The organism is Eoetvoesiella sp. (genome assembly GCF_035555955.1).
GTDB lineage: Bacteria > Pseudomonadota > Gammaproteobacteria > Burkholderiales > Burkholderiaceae_B > Eoetvoesia.
In genome coordinates this window covers 1-14,924 of sequence record NZ_DATMGA010000021.1, presented here as the reverse complement: position 1 = coordinate 14,924, position 14,924 = coordinate 1, and the positions used below count along the sequence as shown (strand labels likewise).

General features: G+C 60.1%; 14 protein-coding genes. 7 read left to right on the top strand and 7 right to left on the bottom strand.

Annotated elements, in window-relative coordinates; all coding sequences use genetic code 11:
• Positions 1-56 precede the first annotated feature (56 nt).
• The 4 genes from VNT00_RS06540 to VNT00_RS06525 all read left to right on the top strand — a co-directional run bounded on the left by VNT00_RS06540 (position 57) and on the right by VNT00_RS06525 (position 3,229).
• Entirely contained in the window at positions 57-1,382 is a 1,326-nt protein-coding gene (locus VNT00_RS06540; protein WP_414650897.1) for an ABC transporter substrate-binding protein, read from the top strand.
• Between the two features lie 14 nt (positions 1,383-1,396).
• Positions 1,397-2,248 (top strand): N-acyl homoserine lactonase family protein, encoded by an 852-nt coding sequence (locus tag VNT00_RS06535; RefSeq protein ID WP_325585697.1) that lies wholly within the window; start codon positions 1,397-1,399, stop codon positions 2,246-2,248.
• Between the two features lie 148 nt (positions 2,249-2,396).
• Entirely contained in the window at positions 2,397-2,726 is a 330-nt protein-coding gene (locus VNT00_RS06530; RefSeq protein WP_325585695.1) for a type II toxin-antitoxin system PrlF family antitoxin, read from the top strand.
• The gene (locus tag VNT00_RS06525; protein WP_325585693.1) at positions 2,723-3,229 is read left to right on the top strand and encodes a type II toxin-antitoxin system YhaV family toxin; all 507 of its coding nucleotides are present in this window, start codon (positions 2,723-2,725) and stop codon (positions 3,227-3,229) included. The genes VNT00_RS06530 and VNT00_RS06525 overlap by 4 nt, the downstream gene beginning before the upstream one ends.
• Positions 3,230-3,312: 83 nt before the next feature.
• On the opposite strand, the gene VNT00_RS06520 is transcribed toward VNT00_RS06525, so the two are convergent.
• Together VNT00_RS06520 and VNT00_RS06515 are read right to left on the bottom strand one after the other, a co-directional pair.
• Positions 3,313-4,860, bottom strand: coding sequence for an FAD-binding oxidoreductase (locus tag VNT00_RS06520; RefSeq protein WP_325585691.1), 1,548 nt, complete (start codon positions 4,858-4,860; stop codon positions 3,313-3,315).
• A gap of 6 nt (positions 4,861-4,866) precedes the next feature.
• Complete coding sequence (locus tag VNT00_RS06515) at positions 4,867-6,258, bottom strand: heterodisulfide reductase-related iron-sulfur binding cluster (RefSeq protein WP_325585689.1); 1,392 nt, start codon at positions 6,256-6,258, stop codon at positions 4,867-4,869.
• Between the two features lie 162 nt (positions 6,259-6,420).
• Here VNT00_RS06515 and VNT00_RS06510 point away from each other — a divergent pair, with 162 nt between their 5' ends.
• Positions 6,421-7,401 carry a helix-turn-helix domain-containing protein gene (locus VNT00_RS06510; RefSeq protein ID WP_325585687.1) on the top strand — a complete coding sequence of 327 codons (981 nt, stop codon included), beginning with the start codon at positions 6,421-6,423 and terminating at the stop codon, positions 7,399-7,401.
• Between the two features lie 98 nt (positions 7,402-7,499).
• Here VNT00_RS06510 and VNT00_RS06505 read toward each other — a convergent pair whose 3' ends face one another.
• Both VNT00_RS06505 and VNT00_RS06500 read right to left on the bottom strand, forming a co-directional pair.
• Positions 7,500-8,180, bottom strand: a complete 681-nt coding sequence (locus VNT00_RS06505; RefSeq protein ID WP_325585685.1) for a Fe2+-dependent dioxygenase — start codon at positions 8,178-8,180, stop codon at positions 7,500-7,502.
• A gap of 27 nt (positions 8,181-8,207) precedes the next feature.
• Complete coding sequence (locus VNT00_RS06500; RefSeq protein WP_325585683.1) at positions 8,208-10,535, bottom strand: catecholate siderophore receptor Fiu; 2,328 nt, start codon at positions 10,533-10,535, stop codon at positions 8,208-8,210.
• 370 nt (positions 10,536-10,905) lie between these two features.
• Between VNT00_RS06500 and VNT00_RS06495 the strand changes: the two genes are divergently transcribed.
• Positions 10,906-11,835: a helix-turn-helix domain-containing protein gene (locus tag VNT00_RS06495; RefSeq protein WP_325585681.1), complete on the top strand. Its 930-nt coding sequence runs from the start codon at positions 10,906-10,908 to the stop codon at positions 11,833-11,835.
• A 138-nt stretch (positions 11,836-11,973) separates the two neighbouring features.
• Complete coding sequence (locus VNT00_RS06490) at positions 11,974-13,083, top strand: carbon-nitrogen hydrolase family protein (protein WP_325585679.1); 1,110 nt, start codon at positions 11,974-11,976, stop codon at positions 13,081-13,083.
• A gap of 42 nt (positions 13,084-13,125) precedes the next feature.
• Here VNT00_RS06490 and VNT00_RS06485 read toward each other — a convergent pair whose 3' ends face one another.
• The 3 genes from VNT00_RS06485 to VNT00_RS06475 form a co-directional block, all read right to left on the bottom strand.
• Positions 13,126-13,836, bottom strand: coding sequence for an isochorismatase family protein (locus tag VNT00_RS06485; protein WP_325585677.1), 711 nt, complete (start codon positions 13,834-13,836; stop codon positions 13,126-13,128).
• Positions 13,837-13,847: 11 nt separating this feature from the next.
• The gene (locus tag VNT00_RS06480) at positions 13,848-14,573 is read right to left on the bottom strand and encodes a class II aldolase/adducin family protein (protein WP_325585676.1); all 726 of its coding nucleotides are present in this window, start codon (positions 14,571-14,573) and stop codon (positions 13,848-13,850) included.
• Position 14,574: 1 nt separating this feature from the next.
• The coding region (locus VNT00_RS06475; protein WP_325585674.1) for an ABC transporter permease at positions 14,575-14,924 on the bottom strand (350 nt) is incomplete at its 5' end.

Below are 14,924 nucleotides of genomic sequence, written 5' to 3'. Positions count from 1 at the left end.
GCGTGGCGGCATGGAGTCGGCTTCAGTGACCCAATAAAATCAATTGGAGACATAGAATGAAAGCAATGCTTAAAACAGCGCTCGCGCTGGGCTGTCTTGCGTTCGCCGCGGCGACGCATGCGGCGGAGCCGTTCAAGATCGGACTCATCCTCCCAATGTCGGGGCCCTTCGCTTCGACGGGAAAGCAGATCGATGCTGCCGTTCGCTTGTATATGAAACAGCATGGAGATGTCGTGGCTGGCCGCAAGATCCAGGTGATTTTGAAAGACGACGGTGGCGTGCAGCCCGAATTGACCAAGCGCCAGGCGCAGGAGCTGGTCGTGAAGGAAAGGGTGGATGTCCTGGCCGGCTTCGGGTTGACGCCGCTGGCCTTTGCAGCCGCCCCGGTTGCCACGCAGGCGAAGGTGCCCATGGTCGTAATGGCCGCCAGCACGTCGTCCATCGTCAGCAAGTCGCCGTATATCGTCCGCACGTCCATGACGGAAGCCCAGGTCACCACGCCCATGGCCGAATGGGCCGCCAAAGATCCGAAGGGAAGGATGAAAACCATGGTGACTCTGGTTTCGGACTTCGGGCCGGGTATCGACTCTGAAAAGGCCTTCGTCAAGCGCTACACCGATGCGGGGGGCAAGGTTCTGGAGTCGATACGCATTCCAAAGGACAACCCCGATTTCTCGCCTTTCATGCAGCGCGTCAAGGATTTGAAGCCCGACGGACTTTTTGTTTTCCTGCCAACCAATCAGGGTGTCACGCTGATGAAACAGTTCCGCGAACGCAAGCTGCGCGATGCGGGCATCCAGCTTACGTCCACGGGAGGGCTGCTCGACGACGACCTTTTGCCCTCCATGGGCGACGAAGCGCTTGGCGTGGTGACTTCTGGCCATTACTCGGCGGCCCATGACTCGCCGGAGAACAAGGCCTATGTCGCTGGTTTTCGCAAGCTTACCAATAACTCCATGCGGCCCGACTTGATGTCCGTTGGAGGCTACGACGGCATGCATCTGATCTACACGGCTCTCCAGAAGGCGGGTCCCAACGCCACGGGGAACCAGCTCCTCGAGGCGATGAAGGGTCAGGCGTGGGTGAGCCCGCGCGGGCCGGTCCGCATCGACGCTGCAACCCGCGACATCGTGCAGAACGTCTATTTGCGACGCGCCGAGAAAATCGGCAACGAAATCTACAACATCGAGTTCGCCAAAGTGGAAAACGTCAAGGATCCGGGCACTGTTCTGGGAACTTTCACCACTATCCCGCGAGCCGGTAGGCCGGGGTTCCGGCGTGCATGCGACCGACGCAATAGCCCGGCTGGGCGATTTGCGTATCGCCGCAGCTACTGCTTACTGGCCGATTTGCGGGCAAGCGTGTCGTGCCAGGCCTTATGACGAAGGAGTTCAACATGACTGACTGGAGCATCTGGAGTTTTTGCTATGCCATGGGCAAACTGCCTTATGATTTTCTGAGCGGCTCGCCGATCCACAGCAACCGTGGCAAGGTCGATGCGCCGATGCTGGTTACCCTGCTGCGCTCGCTCGACGGAGAAAATGTGCTGGTAGATACCGGCTTCGAGGCCGCCGCCTCGATGACAGGAGCCGGCTTTGCCAACTTTGTCCGCAGCGACCTGCTGTTGCAGCGGTTTGGCCATGCGCCCGACAGCATCGGCAAGGTCGTGCTCACGCACATGCATTTCGACCATGCGGGCAATTTTCTTAATTTTCCGAATGCCAGAATCTACCTCCAGCGCTACGAGTACGACGCCTGGAAGCAGGTGATCGATCAGCACGACACCTCCAAGGTGACCAAGGCCGACTGGGCCTTCTCGTCGTTGAACCTGAATGACTTCGCGACGCTGGAGCGCGCCATCGACGCCGGCCGGGTCGAGTTCCTGGAGGGTGACGTCGAGATCGCCGACGGGGTGACTTGCCGGCTTGCGAAGGACACGCATACCTTCGGCAGCCAGTGGGTGGAGGTTTCCACCGCCCGGGGCGGGTACGTCGTCGCGGGCGATTGCTGTTATACGTTCGAGAACCTCGCCCGCATGTGGCCCCCGGGCTATACGCAGGGAAATCCGTGGAATATGCTGCGCGAGTTCAAGAACATGAAGGCTGTCGCCGGAGCGGATCTGGCAAGGCTGATCCCCGGTCACGACATCGAGCTGTTCAATCGCTATCCTTGCGGAGAGCGGGACGGGGTCCGCTTTGTAGAGGCATCGCTTGCTGAAGGGCACGTGTCGTTGCTGGGGGCAGCCTAGTCACTCCGTCGATTTGGGAGGGTGATATCGAGATTGCGGTCGCAGACGCAAACCGGGCGTAGATGCAGACATAAGTAATGCAATTGCATTGCCTAAATAATGCGTTTGCATTATCATGTTATGAATTCTTTGTTCTGCCGGAAATCTTATGTCAACCACCCTCGAGGTCGAATCCACGCTCACCGATCGTTATCAGACTACGGTGCCGGAAACCGTGCGCCGCGCTTTACGGCTGAGCAAACGCGACAAAATCCACTATACGATCCGCCCCGATGGCGAGGTGGTGCTTACTCGCGCCAAGGCCGTCGAAGGCGACGATCCAGTACTTGGTCAATTCTTGGACTTCCTGGCCCGTGATATTGCCAGTCACCCCGAGCGTCTGCAAATTGTGGACGCCAATTTCGTCCAGCGTCTTCAGTCGCTGGTCGGCGATGTAGACGTGGATCTTGATGCTGCGCTGTCGGCTGACGATGAATGAGTGCGGGCAAGCCGGCGCCTCTGGTCATTCATGGCTGGACGATTTTCGCGCACCCGTTGTTTCTGGCGCAGCTCGAAGCGTTGGCGCGACAGGTCGAGCTCTTCAAGCAAAAGGATCCTGTCGGATACACCAAGAAGAACGCCAGCAAGCGATTGGCTGCCATCCTGAAATTGGCCTTCGAGGCCATACCGCAGGATCCGGGCAGGCCTGAGTATCGCCAAGGAGGTACTCTTGGCGAGGAGCACAAGCACTGGTTCCGCGCAAAGTTTTTCCAGCAGTACCGGTTGTTCTTTCGCTATCACGCGGCAAGCCGGGTAATCGTGTTCGCCTGGGTCAACAATGGAGGCACCAAGCGGGCTTTCGAAAGTAGCGAAGACGCTTATCGTGTATTCCGCAAGATGCTGGAAAGCGGCCATCCGCCGGATGACTGGGATCGCTTATTGGCCGAAGCCCATGCCGAAGGGCGACGTTTGCTGCGGTTCATTGCTGGCGTTGCGCGATAGATTCCGGGCAGCCCCTCCTGCCGAACCTTAACCTGGATCGATCCCACCCATCCATCAGCGGTGGCCGGAGCCTGGATCAGTCATCAAGGCAGATCGATGCCGTATTTCCCGGGTGCAATGACGCCGTTGGGATCCAGGGCCTGCTTGATGGCGGAGCAGGCGTCGACGATGGCGGGCATGCGGTGTTCGTGATGAAGCTTTTGGTACCTTGTCGGCGCCCGTCCCACCGATAGCCCGCGGCTGGCGTAGCATTCCGACAGGGCGCGGTAGCAGGTGTCGGCGCGGGCTGCTTCGTCGGGATCGCGCCGGTTGAAGACCAGGGTGTGGATGCTGCGGGCAAAGCGCGCACCGCATACGTTCGAGACCAGGTACTCCATGCCGTGTTGCTCGCAGATTGCCCGGGCCTGCCGCTGGAAGCTGTCGGCGATTTCTCCGATCATGGGCGTGCCCGGCAGAAACCAGGCGGTGCCGCCGCCCGGCCGCCATTTGAGCATGCGCAATTCTCCGTCGCAAGGCTTGCCGTAATAGTTTTCGCGAGCCACTTCAAGGGCCGGTATTCCGTCGGCTTCCTCGGGAGGAACATAGCGTATTTTCGACGACTTTGCGAAATGGGCGCGCAGGCGGTTCAGTTGCGGGGCGACGGCCTCTTTGCTGGCGCCGTAGAGCGCGCCGGAAATATTCCATGCCCCCAGCCCGTGTTTTTTCCGTAGATCCCGGCGGGCTTCGTCGCTGATCTGCCTGGTGCCCGATGTGGCGGCGTATTCGGGGTTCACGTCTTCGGCGGCAATCAGGTACAAGTCGTTGACGACGCGTATCAGGGTCGGCACGAAGTTGTTTTGTTTCAGCGGCCGAACCAATTCGATGATTTCGCCGAGATCGCCGTCGTCGGGCGCGTCGAAGAAAAACGGTTCGATGTGAGGTGGCCGGGGCATCAGCCACATTCCGGCGCGGGTGGCGATGCCGTAGTTGGATTGCGCGAACAGGCCGTCCAGCGCAGGCCCGAAACTGTATTTCGAAACATGCCAGTTCAGTCTTTCGTCGGCCCGCAGTCCGCCGTCGCCGGTGCGGATGATTTCGCCGTTGCCGAGCACGATTTCCATGCCGCAGGTCATGCCGAAGTGGTCGGCTGCCGGCCCCTGGCCGCCGCCTTTGTCCAGCGCATTGCCCAGCAAGCTGCCTTGGGGCGGTCCCGCCGTGGGCGATATCATCAGTTTGCTGTTGCGATTTTGCAGTTCGTCATACATGGCCTGGAAGCTGACGCCCGGCTCGATGACGCAATAGCCCAGGGCTTCGTCGATTTCCAGAATGCGGTTCATGCGCCGGCCCAGATCCACGACCACCTGGCCGGCATGCATGGGCGATTTGGTGCCCAGCCCGATGTTCAGGCCCGTGCTGACGGGAAACAGCTCGATCCGATGGGTGTTGGCGGCGCGCACGATTTTCTGCACGTCGTCCGTGGAGCCGGGGTAGATCACCGCCGACGGGGGATTGTCGGGGCCGGGCAGGGTGTGCTCGCCGTAGCGTTGCAAGGTATCGGCGTTTGTCGTGATGGCATCGGGGCCGAGTTCATCGGCGATGAGTCGGACAAATGCCTCGAAGCCGGTTTGCGTAGCGTTGGTTGACAGGGTCATGATGGTTCACCAGAGCAAGTCGGTGGTTTCGGATTCGGAAACGGGTTCGGCCGTCGGGTACGCCTCTTCGGAAGGCGGTGGAACCGGCTTTTCCACCGGCTGGAATGATTCCAGGCCTCGCGGCGCCGGGCCGCCCGTCGCCCAGTCGATCAGTTGCACGACGTGTGCAATGGGAGTCTCGGCATACAGGGAAATCTGTATCAGGCAACCCATGTTGCCGGCGGCAACGACATCGGGATTCGTGGCCCGGATATTGTCTGTTTTGCGTTTGCCCAGCCTTTGCGCGATTTCGGGTTGCAGAATGTTGTAGGTGCCTGCCGAGCCGCAGCATAAATGTGCCTCGGCGATGTCCATGACGGCGAAACCGGCTTTTTTCAGAATGGCTCGCGGCTGTGCCGTGATTTTCTGGCCATGCTTGAGAGAGCAGGAGTCATGGTAGGCGACGCGCGCGCCAAGATGCCTGTCGCTCACGGGCAACGGTATTTGGGTCAGAAGCTGGGTGATGTCCAGGCAGGCGCGTTCCACTCGGGTGGCCCGCTCCAGGCGCAGGGGATCGTTTGCAAACAAGTCGCGGTAGTGGCTGATGACCGAACCGCAGCCCGAGGTCGTCACGACAATGGCGTCGATCTGCTTGCTGGAAAGCAGCGAATCCCATTGTTCGATCAATATTTCGGCCTGGCTGGTGGCTTTTGCCGTATCGCCCAGATGCAGGCTCAATGCGCCGCAGCAGGCGCTGCCCAGTCCGGAGTCCACCACCTGCACGCCCAGCCGCGCCAGCAGTCGGCGCGTCGCATCGTTGATTTCTTCGCCAAGGACGGATTGCGCACAGCCATCCAGAAGGGCCACTTTTTTTACGGGGGGGCTGGGGGTGGCTGCCTCAGGCAAGGAAGGCGTTTCCCCTTTTCCGCGCCGGGCCAGGGCGTTCAGCCCCCTGGCTCCGGAGAGCCTGGCCAGGGCGCCGGCCGGCCCCGGCAGTCCACCGGCCGGGCCGTGAATGGGTTTTGCCAGCCGCAGCGACCAGCGCAGCAATCGCGGACTCGTCAAGATATAGGCCAAGGCTTTGCGTAGCATGCGTTCCGGACGGCTGCGCGCGCCGGACGACTCAATATAGTCTCGGGCCGTGTCGATCAGCTTTCGATAGTCGACGCTTACCGCGCAGGTCGTGACGCAGGACAGGCAGGAAAGGCATCTATCCAGATGCTTGACGGTTGTTGGCTTGGGTTGGCCCCCCGAGTCCAGCATCTCCTTGATCAAGGCTATCCGGCCCCGCGGCGAGTCGTTTTCTTCGCCGTCCAGGACATAGGTCGGGCAGACCGATGTGCAGAACCCGAAGTGCACGCAGGTTTCGGCAATCTGTCGTCCTTCCTGCAGTTTTTCGCTATGTATAATCGTTGCCATGGCTGCGACAGTAGGTAGTTGGTGTAGCCTGTTTCCATGTAGTGAAGGCCGGAACGGGCCGGCTCAGGCTTTAATGTAGCGATGTTCATGCAGAACGGCTTGGCTGAGCGCGCCATGTCACTTGACTGACGGCGCCAGCCGCGCCACGACAAGGCGGTGCACATGCAGACAAATCATTTACCGCAGGCAACCGGCGAGGCATGGCGGCAATGGCAGCCTCGCGGTTCGAAGAAGCAGCGGGTTGATTACTGGAACGAGGCCATTTGCCAGGCGGTTCTGGATGTCGAGATGACGGTGCCGGGTCTCGACGAAAACGGTTCCTTCATCGGCGATATCCGCAGCCTGGATCAAGTCAATGCCAGATTCATCAATTTCAGGTCGTCGGGCCACGGCGTGGCCCGTACCGCCAGGCAGGTGGATCGCAGCGACAGCAAATACCTGATGATCAGCCTTCAACGCCGGGGCCGCAGCTGCCTGACGCAACAGAAGCGCGAAATCGTGCTGGGCCCCGGGGACATCGGCGTCGTCGATAGCGGGCTGCCGTTCGAGCTGCATTTTCCAGAGCTTGTCGACAGGCGCATAGTCATGATGCCCAGGCAGCTGCTGACATCCCGGCTGCGTTCTGTGACAAACGGGAGGGGGCCTTGGCGCGTCGACTCGGGCTCCGCGCTGGCTCCGGTGGTTGTACAGCTCATACAGATGCTTACCGAGCATACCCAGCCCATCGCCGACCGCCATGCGCAGCTCATGCTGGGAAGTATTGCCGATTACCTGGCCCAGTGCCTGGGCGACGAAGACAGGTCATCCGCCCACGCGTCAAGCCGGGCAGTGTTCGACCGGCTGATTCAGCACATTGCGCAAAATATCGCTTGCCCCGAAATGAACGCTGCGGCCAGCGCGGCGGCCGTCGGCATTTCGGTGCGCACGGCGCATCGCTTGTTCAAGCAGTTCTGCGACACGAGCTTTGAACAGTATGTCATCCAGCAGAGGTTGCTGTTGGCCAGGAAAGGCCTGGAGTCGGGGCTCTGCGCCACGGTATCGAGCGCTGCCTTTGCGGCGGGGTTCAACGATCTTTCGCATTTCACCCGGCGGTTCATCGCCTGTTTCGGTATCAAGCCGTCTTCGTTGATCGGCCGGGGGTAGGGCGGGCCTTGCAGCCGGCACGGGCAGAAGGCCCTCTTGGCAATGATAGCGTTCAGCGGGCTGGCGTATCGAGGGAGGTGTGGCGTAGTCCCGGTTAGCTAGACTTCGGCCCACTCCCGCAACAGATTGTGATAGTGGTTCGTCAGGGCAAGAGCTTCTTCGGTTTCGCCGTGCCTGGCCCGCAGTCGTTGAATAGTCTGGTCCAGTTCGAACAGCATGCTGCGGTGCTGGTCGTCGCGGATCATGCTTTGGATCCAGAAGAATGAGCATACCCTTGCGCCCCGCGTGACTGGCGTTACGCAGTGCAGGCTGTTCGAGGGATAAAGAATCATGTCGCCGGCGGGGAGCTTGACTTCGTGCTCTCCGTAGGTGTCCTTGACCACGAGTTCGCCGCCTTCGTAGTCCTCGGGCTCGCACAGGAACAACGTGGCGGAAAGGTCGGTGCGCAGCCAGCCGGCGCCGTCCGGCAAGGCGCGCACGGCCCCGTCGATATGAAAACCGTAATGCTCCGAGTCTTCGTAGCGGTTGAATAGCGGCGGGACGGTGCGCGCCGGCAGGGCGGCGGCGAAGTATAGCGGGTTCCTGGCCAGCGCGCGCAGGACCTTTTGGCCCAGTTCGCGCGCGGCAGGACTGTCTTCGGGCAACTGCCGGTTGCGCTTTACCTGCGCACCCTGCGAGCCCACCGTGCTGCGGCCGTCAGTCCATTCCGAGCGCTCCAGCGCCTGCCGAATTTCGTTGAGTTCGGCAGGTGTCAGAACCTGCGGAATGTGCAGCATCATGACGACGCGTGTCCTTTATGCTTTCGGTCAATAAGAGAAGTTGGCCGTCAGTATAAAGCTGCGAGGAGCTCCGGGGAAGTAGCGATATCCGCTCTTGTTGATGGAGGCGACGTAGTCTTTGTCGAACAGGTTGTAGACGTTCAACTGCAGGTTGAGGTTCTTGTTGACCCGGTAACCGGCCATGGCGTCGAAGACCCAGTACGATTCTGTGCCATCCGGCGTGCCGGCCGCGCCGTCGGTGCCGCGCGTCAGGCCGCCTACGTAGCGCGCGCCGCCGCCCAGGGTGAAGCCGTGGGGCAGCTTGTAGGTGGACCAAAGCGAAAACGCGCTGCGGGGCGTGTAGCTCAGGTTGTTCGAACCGTCGTTGGTAATGGACGGGCCGGCCGAAACCTTGGCGTCCTGCAGGGTGTAGCCCGCGCTGACCGACCAGTTCGGGGTGATCTGGCCCGCCATGCCAAGCTCGATACCTTGCACACGCTTCTCGGCGGTTTGCTGGTAGGTGCCGTCATCGGCCTGCTGGACGTCGTTCGAGACGTCGGTGCGGAACAGCGCCGCGGTAAGCAGGAGCTTCCTGTCCAGCACTTCCCATTTCGTGCCGATTTCGAAGGTTTTCGCCTTTTGAGGTTCGAAGTCGACGCGGTTGGCGCTGTTGCCGTCTTCGGCCAGCGTAAAGTTGGAGCCTCCTGGAGGCTGCTGCGAAACAGCGTAGTCGGCGTAGATGTTGCCGTTTGGCGTGAGGCGATACAGCACGCCCAGCTTCCAGTCGACCAGGTTGCCGCTTTTGGTGGCGCCGTCGATGGTCGTGACGGGCGTGCCCGTTGGCGCGCCGTTGCACGCCACGGCGTTGCGTCCAGTGCCGCCGCAAGCCGTGGCGCTGGTGTATTCGGTGCGGTAGTGGTCCAGGCGCAGGCCGCCGTTGACCTGCCAGCGGTCGTTCAGTTCGACCGTGTCGAACGCATAAATGGCGACGGTGTCGGTTTTGCCGTAGGAATTGGCGCCATTGCGCGTCGGCTTTCCATAGTTGACGTTGCTGTCGGGGTAATAAATGCTAACCGTTGAGTAGGCCGGACTATCCGGGTTGGTGAGCCCGTAGTTGGTTTGTTTTTCGCGCGTCAGTTCCAGGCCCATGCTCAGGTCGTGCTTGAGGCTGCCGGTCTGGAACTTGGTCGTGATATTGGTCTGGTTGGTCAGGATCTCGTTGACGATGTCCTTGGAGTTGGCCATTCTTCGCATCGACCATGTGGATAGATCGTTCGGGTCGCCGACAGTCAGGTAGCTGGCGCTGGCCATGAAGGAGCTCAGCAGGTAGTCCTGGCTGGTGCGCGCCCAGCGCGTGGTGTTGCGGATGGTCGTGTTTTCCGAGAGGTCGTGTTCGAACCGCAAGGTCTCCATGTCGGTGGTGGAGTTGTCGTGATCCGCCTTCGTGCCGTAGAAGTTGTTGGTATCGACGCGAGGTGCGGAAGCGAAATAGGAAAATGCGTTGCTGGGCGCCGAGTAGCCGGGCAGGCCGATGGTGGATACGCCGCCGTCGGGGGTGTTTTTCTGCTCGACGTGGTAGATGTCCAGGAATACCCGGGTTGGCGTGCCCAGGCCGAAGGCGAAGGAGGGCGCGATGCCCCAGCGCTGGTTGTCCACCTTGTCGCGGCCCGCGACGTCGGTGCCCATGCCGAAGGCGTTGAGCCGGAAAGCCATGGTTTCGCCCAGTTTCTTGTTCCAGTCGATGGTGCCGCGCTTGTATTTGTCGCTGCCCAGGCCCAGGCTGGCGTCGAAGCTGTCTTTGAGTTTCGGCTGTTTGCTGACCAGGTTGATCGACCCGCTGGGGGCGCTGCGGCCGTAGTCCGAACCCGACGGGCCTTTGATGACTTCGACCTGGTCGATGTTGAACATGTCGCGATGCACACTGCTGGTGTCGCGGATGCCGTCCACGAAGATGCTGTTCGACGTGTCGAAGCCGCGCATGTAGACGGAATCGCCGGTGCTGGTGTTGCCGTTTTCGCCGGCATAGAAGGCGCCCACGCCCGGCACATTGCGCAGTGCCTCGGTCAGGGTGGTGGCCTGCTGGTCTTGAATAAGCTTCTTGTTGATGATCGTCACGGTTTGGGTGGTGTCGACCAGCGGCTGGGAGAACTTGGGCGAATCCAGCGACTCGGATTTGTAGGTATCTTGTGTGCCGGTTACCGTCACGCTGGGCAGCGTGACCACGCTGTTCGAGCTTGCGGGCGTTGCGCTTTGCGCAAGGGCTGCGACCGGGCAGCATAGCGCCAAACCGGTAAGGACAGTTGTAACGCTGGGCGAGAATGCGGCAGAGCCGGATAGCAGCCGGGGGGCACGCTTGCGGCTTTTGATATGAGACATGAGGGCGACCCTGAGAATGAAAATAATAAAAAGCCGCCCGCCGTATAGTGCGGCAGCCGACGCCCGCCTGATTGAGCTGGTTGAAATACAACGAAACCGATTATTTGTGGCGGATGGTTACTACTTGTTGATGGGTTTGAATGTTAATGGTAATCAATCTCAAATGCAAGTTTGACATTGATGAGTGTTGGATTTGCGTAAAAAAAGATCGAAATAAAGATAGTTTTCAGATTTTTTGTCAGAGATTGCCTGGTGAAATGAATACAAAGTCCTGTTTGATTGACGGGGGTTTCTCCGCATGGATTGTCGTAGGCTACGCGGACTATGCTTCAAAGTTCCGATCCGTCGCAACGCTCGTAGGGAGGTGCTTATGAGTGCCGTCGACACGTGCGATATTCCCGTGTGTGACCGTAATGATTTTTGGGCCCAAGCGGTCTCGCAGGTCTTTGCCTCTCTGGATGTAAGTCCGGACAGACGCCGGGAAATCCGTTGCCGGTTGTCCTGGCGGGATATTGGGCGTTCCCGGATGGTGTTCACTTGCGGGACCCCGCAAGTGGTATGCCGGACAGCCGCCACGATTGCGTCAGATCACTCCGAGAACATCATTCTTATGTACCAAAAGAGGGGTTTCGGCACTTTGTTGCACCAGGGCAGGTCTGTGGATCTCAAACCGGGGACAATGGTGGCAATGGATACCCGCAGCCCTTATCGCCTGAGCTTTCTGACCGAGTTTGACCAGCAGGTATTCCGGTTTCCCTCCAGCGTCCTTGGCAATAGCGCTGAAGATTTGATTCCATTGACGGCGACTACGCTCGTCCCAAGCTTTGCCAGCCGGTTGCTGCTGGCTGGCTTTGCTCTGGCGGAGCAAAACCCCGCCGAGCTGGGAAGCGGCCCCGAAAGTCCCTTGCTTGACTTGGCCAGGCTTGCTCTGGCGCCGCAGTTGTCCGCCAGTCGATCGGCGCCGATGGCGGACAGACTCTGGCACGCTCGTCATTACATAAAGGCCAACCTTGGCATGTCGGAGCTTTCGCCGGAAAGTGTGGCGGCCGGTTTGGGAGTTTCTTTGCGCACGTTGCAAAAAATATTTGCGCTCGAAGGAGATCACCCAGCTTCCTACATTCTGAACGAAAGATTGACCCGAGCTGGCGAAGCCTTGATTTCTCCTGGGCTGCGCTCCCGGACGATTCGGCAAGTGGCTGAATCTCTTGGATTCAACGACCCAAGCCACTTCTCAAGGGTGTTCCGCGACCGTTATGGGATGACGCCTCGCGATTGGCGCAAAGCGGCGCTGCGGGGGTAGGAATAAGCTTGGCGGACTGTGCGCTTTTAGTCGAATTTGCTTCGTTTTTCGTCCATTGTGCTTGTAAGAGTGGCGGTAGAGTCAATCTGCCAAGTAGAGCAGATTGTTCGACCACCACTCAAAATGGAGACATGGATCATGCAAGCCCGTCAAAAAATTCTCAACGGACGCGATGCGGTTAGAGTTGCCATCGTTCAGACACCGCCCGCCTTCCTGAACAAAGACAAGACCCTGGATATTGCCTGCGCGAAGATTCGGGAGGCCGCGGCAAACGGTGCCAACGTTATTGCCTTTAGCGAAACCTGGGTTTCGGGTTACCCATATTGGGGAGAGGGCTGGGAAAGCCGCCTGGACGCATGGGTCTCGGTGCGCACGGCGTTCTACGACAATGCGCTCATGATACCCAGCGACGACACGCAGCGCCTTTGCGATGCGGCGGCGCGTGCCAACGCGGTTGTCGTCATCGGATGCAATGAACTCGACTCCGATCCCGCAAGCCACACCATCTATAACACGCTGTTGTTCATCGACAACCATGGCAAGATCCTGGGCAGGCACCGCAAGATCATGCCCACGTTCGTGGAGCGCGCCGTCTGGGGGTGCGGCGACGGCAGCGGAATGCGCACCTATGCGACCGACTTCGGCCGGATCGGCGGATTGATCTGCGGCGAGCACTTGATGACCCTTGCCCGCGCGCACATGATTTCCCAGGGCGAGGATATTCATCTTGGGGTATTCCCCGGAGCCTTCCGTCTGCATACCGGACCCAGCCTCGAAGAGCAGGACGAAACCGGGGAGCATTTTTGGGGGTATGCATCTTGCAGGGCGCATGCCTTCGAGGCGGGCGCCTTCGTCATGGCCTCTTGCGGCATCATGGACGAATCGGCATTGCCCGAGAATTTTCCACTGCGGGATACGTTGAATATTGGCTATGCCAAAGGAGGCAGCACAGTCTATGCCCCCATCGGCGTATCCATGGCGGGGCCCATTCATGGCGATACGATCATCTACGCTGACTGTCCGGCGCAGATGATAAAAATCGCGAAGGCAATCATCGATACTTGCGGTCATTACTCGCGCAACGACTTGTTTACCTTGAATGCCGGCCCTTCGGTGCCGGCCAAGGTGGTTCGCGCTGTCGAATCCACCAGCAGGGGAGCTTTGAACCGCATCGCGGATGCCTATGAAATATCCAGCGCTGAGATCGATGCCGCGACGCAGCGGATTGCCATGGATCTCGAAGCATAGCGCCGGCTCTCCAGCTCTGTGTATCGGCCTTGTTCCCGAGGCTTACCCGCCGGAGTTCATATGCTCCAGAATCTCGGCGGTGGACATGACGTCGGCGTATTTGGCGTCCATGTCGATCAGGCTGGTGGCATGGCTGGACTGCAGGCGGTCGAAGCAGGCATCGTCCGCCACGGCAATGCGGTAGTTGGCGCTGAACCCGTCTACCACTGTTGCACGCACGCAACCCGAAGTGCTGCATCCGGTTACGATCAACGAGTCCACGCCGAGCAGGGTAAGGTGGGATTGCAGGGGCGTTCCGAAAAAAGCGGAAGGTTTTTGCTTGCCGATGATCAGATCGTCGGGCTGGGGTTTGATGGCATCTACGATCTCGTCTGGATGAAGCGGGGATTCAGGCCGGGTTTGGGAGTCTGGCCGTGAGCGCGCGTGTTTCCAAAGCCACGATCCCATATCCCATTTATCTTCCCGGTATGCGCCCCGGGTGTATATGACGGGCCGCTTCCGGGCGCGGAACGCGGAGGCCAGCCGCCCGATGTGCTGGATGGCGGACCAGGCGTCCTCGCCGCAGGAGTTGGGCCAGCGCCGTATGGAGTCAAGTATGGGTTCGGGCCGATCTCCGCAGAAGCCATATGTCACATCGACGATCAGCAGCGCCGGCGCGGCGCCGAAGCCCATGCGGGCGCCATAGCCCGAAAGCGCCATGACTTCCCTGTCTCGATCGGTAAGGTAATGGAATTTTGATTCAGGCGTGCTCATGGCGCGGATGCTCAACTGAAGATTTCGGTGCAGCCGCGCGCTTTCTCGAGCGAGGCCAGTTTGCGTACGAAGTAATTCCACGAGTGCTCGACGTGTATCGGGGTCATGATCTGTTCCCGGCGCTTCTGCCGCACAGGGGCGGGCGGGAAGGTCGCCGTGGCCCGTGCCTGGATGCCATGGAAGTGGATGCGCGCGGCCCGTTCGAGGAACACGCCCACGCATACCGCATGGGCTATCGACGTGCCGCAGAACGTGACGCCATGATTGGCCATGAGGACGGCGAAGTGGCTGCCGAGGGTGTGCGCAAGCGCCTCGCCGTCTTCCTTGGCGGTCAGCAGCGCGGTTTCATCGCGGTGGCAAGGCAGGACGTCGAAGTAGTCGGCATCCAGCGTAAACGGCGCGAGGGGGGAATCGAACGAGGAGAGGGTGCTGGCGTAGGGGGGGTGGGTGTGGGCGACGACGGTCACGTCCGGACGATTGCGAAGAATCTCGGAATGAATGGGCCATTCCGAATGCCGGCCGCCTTCTCCTTCGAGCTTGGCGCCGTCGTAGTCGACAAGCACGAAGTCGTTGGCCGAAACGATTTCGCCGAGCCCGCGCGCATTGCGCTTGAGCCAAAAGCCGCGGCCTTCGGGATCCCGCAGGGAAACGTGGCCCAGCGTCATGTCCCCGTGGCCTTCCATTTCGAGGATGCGGCAGGCCACGGCAAGCTGGTTCAATTGTTCTTTCAATGTCATTTCAAATCTCTAAAGGTGATGGACTGGAGTCCTGGGCAGCTCCCTTGGGCTCCCAGAAGACCAGGCGGTTGCGAATGGCGATGACGATCCGGTCCAGAACGAAGCCCATGATCGCCACGGCTATCACACCCGCATAGGAGGAGGCGTACATGAAGGACGCCGAAGCATACGAAATGTAGTAGCCCAGCCCGACGCTTTCGCCGATCATCTCGGTGACGATCACGACCACCAGGGACAGCGGCAGCGCGACCCGGATGCCCGACATGATGGAGGGAAGCGCCGCGGGAAGCAGGACGCGGAAGAACGTGCGGAAAGGGTCGGCCCCCATATTGTTTGCGCTCCAGATGAGCC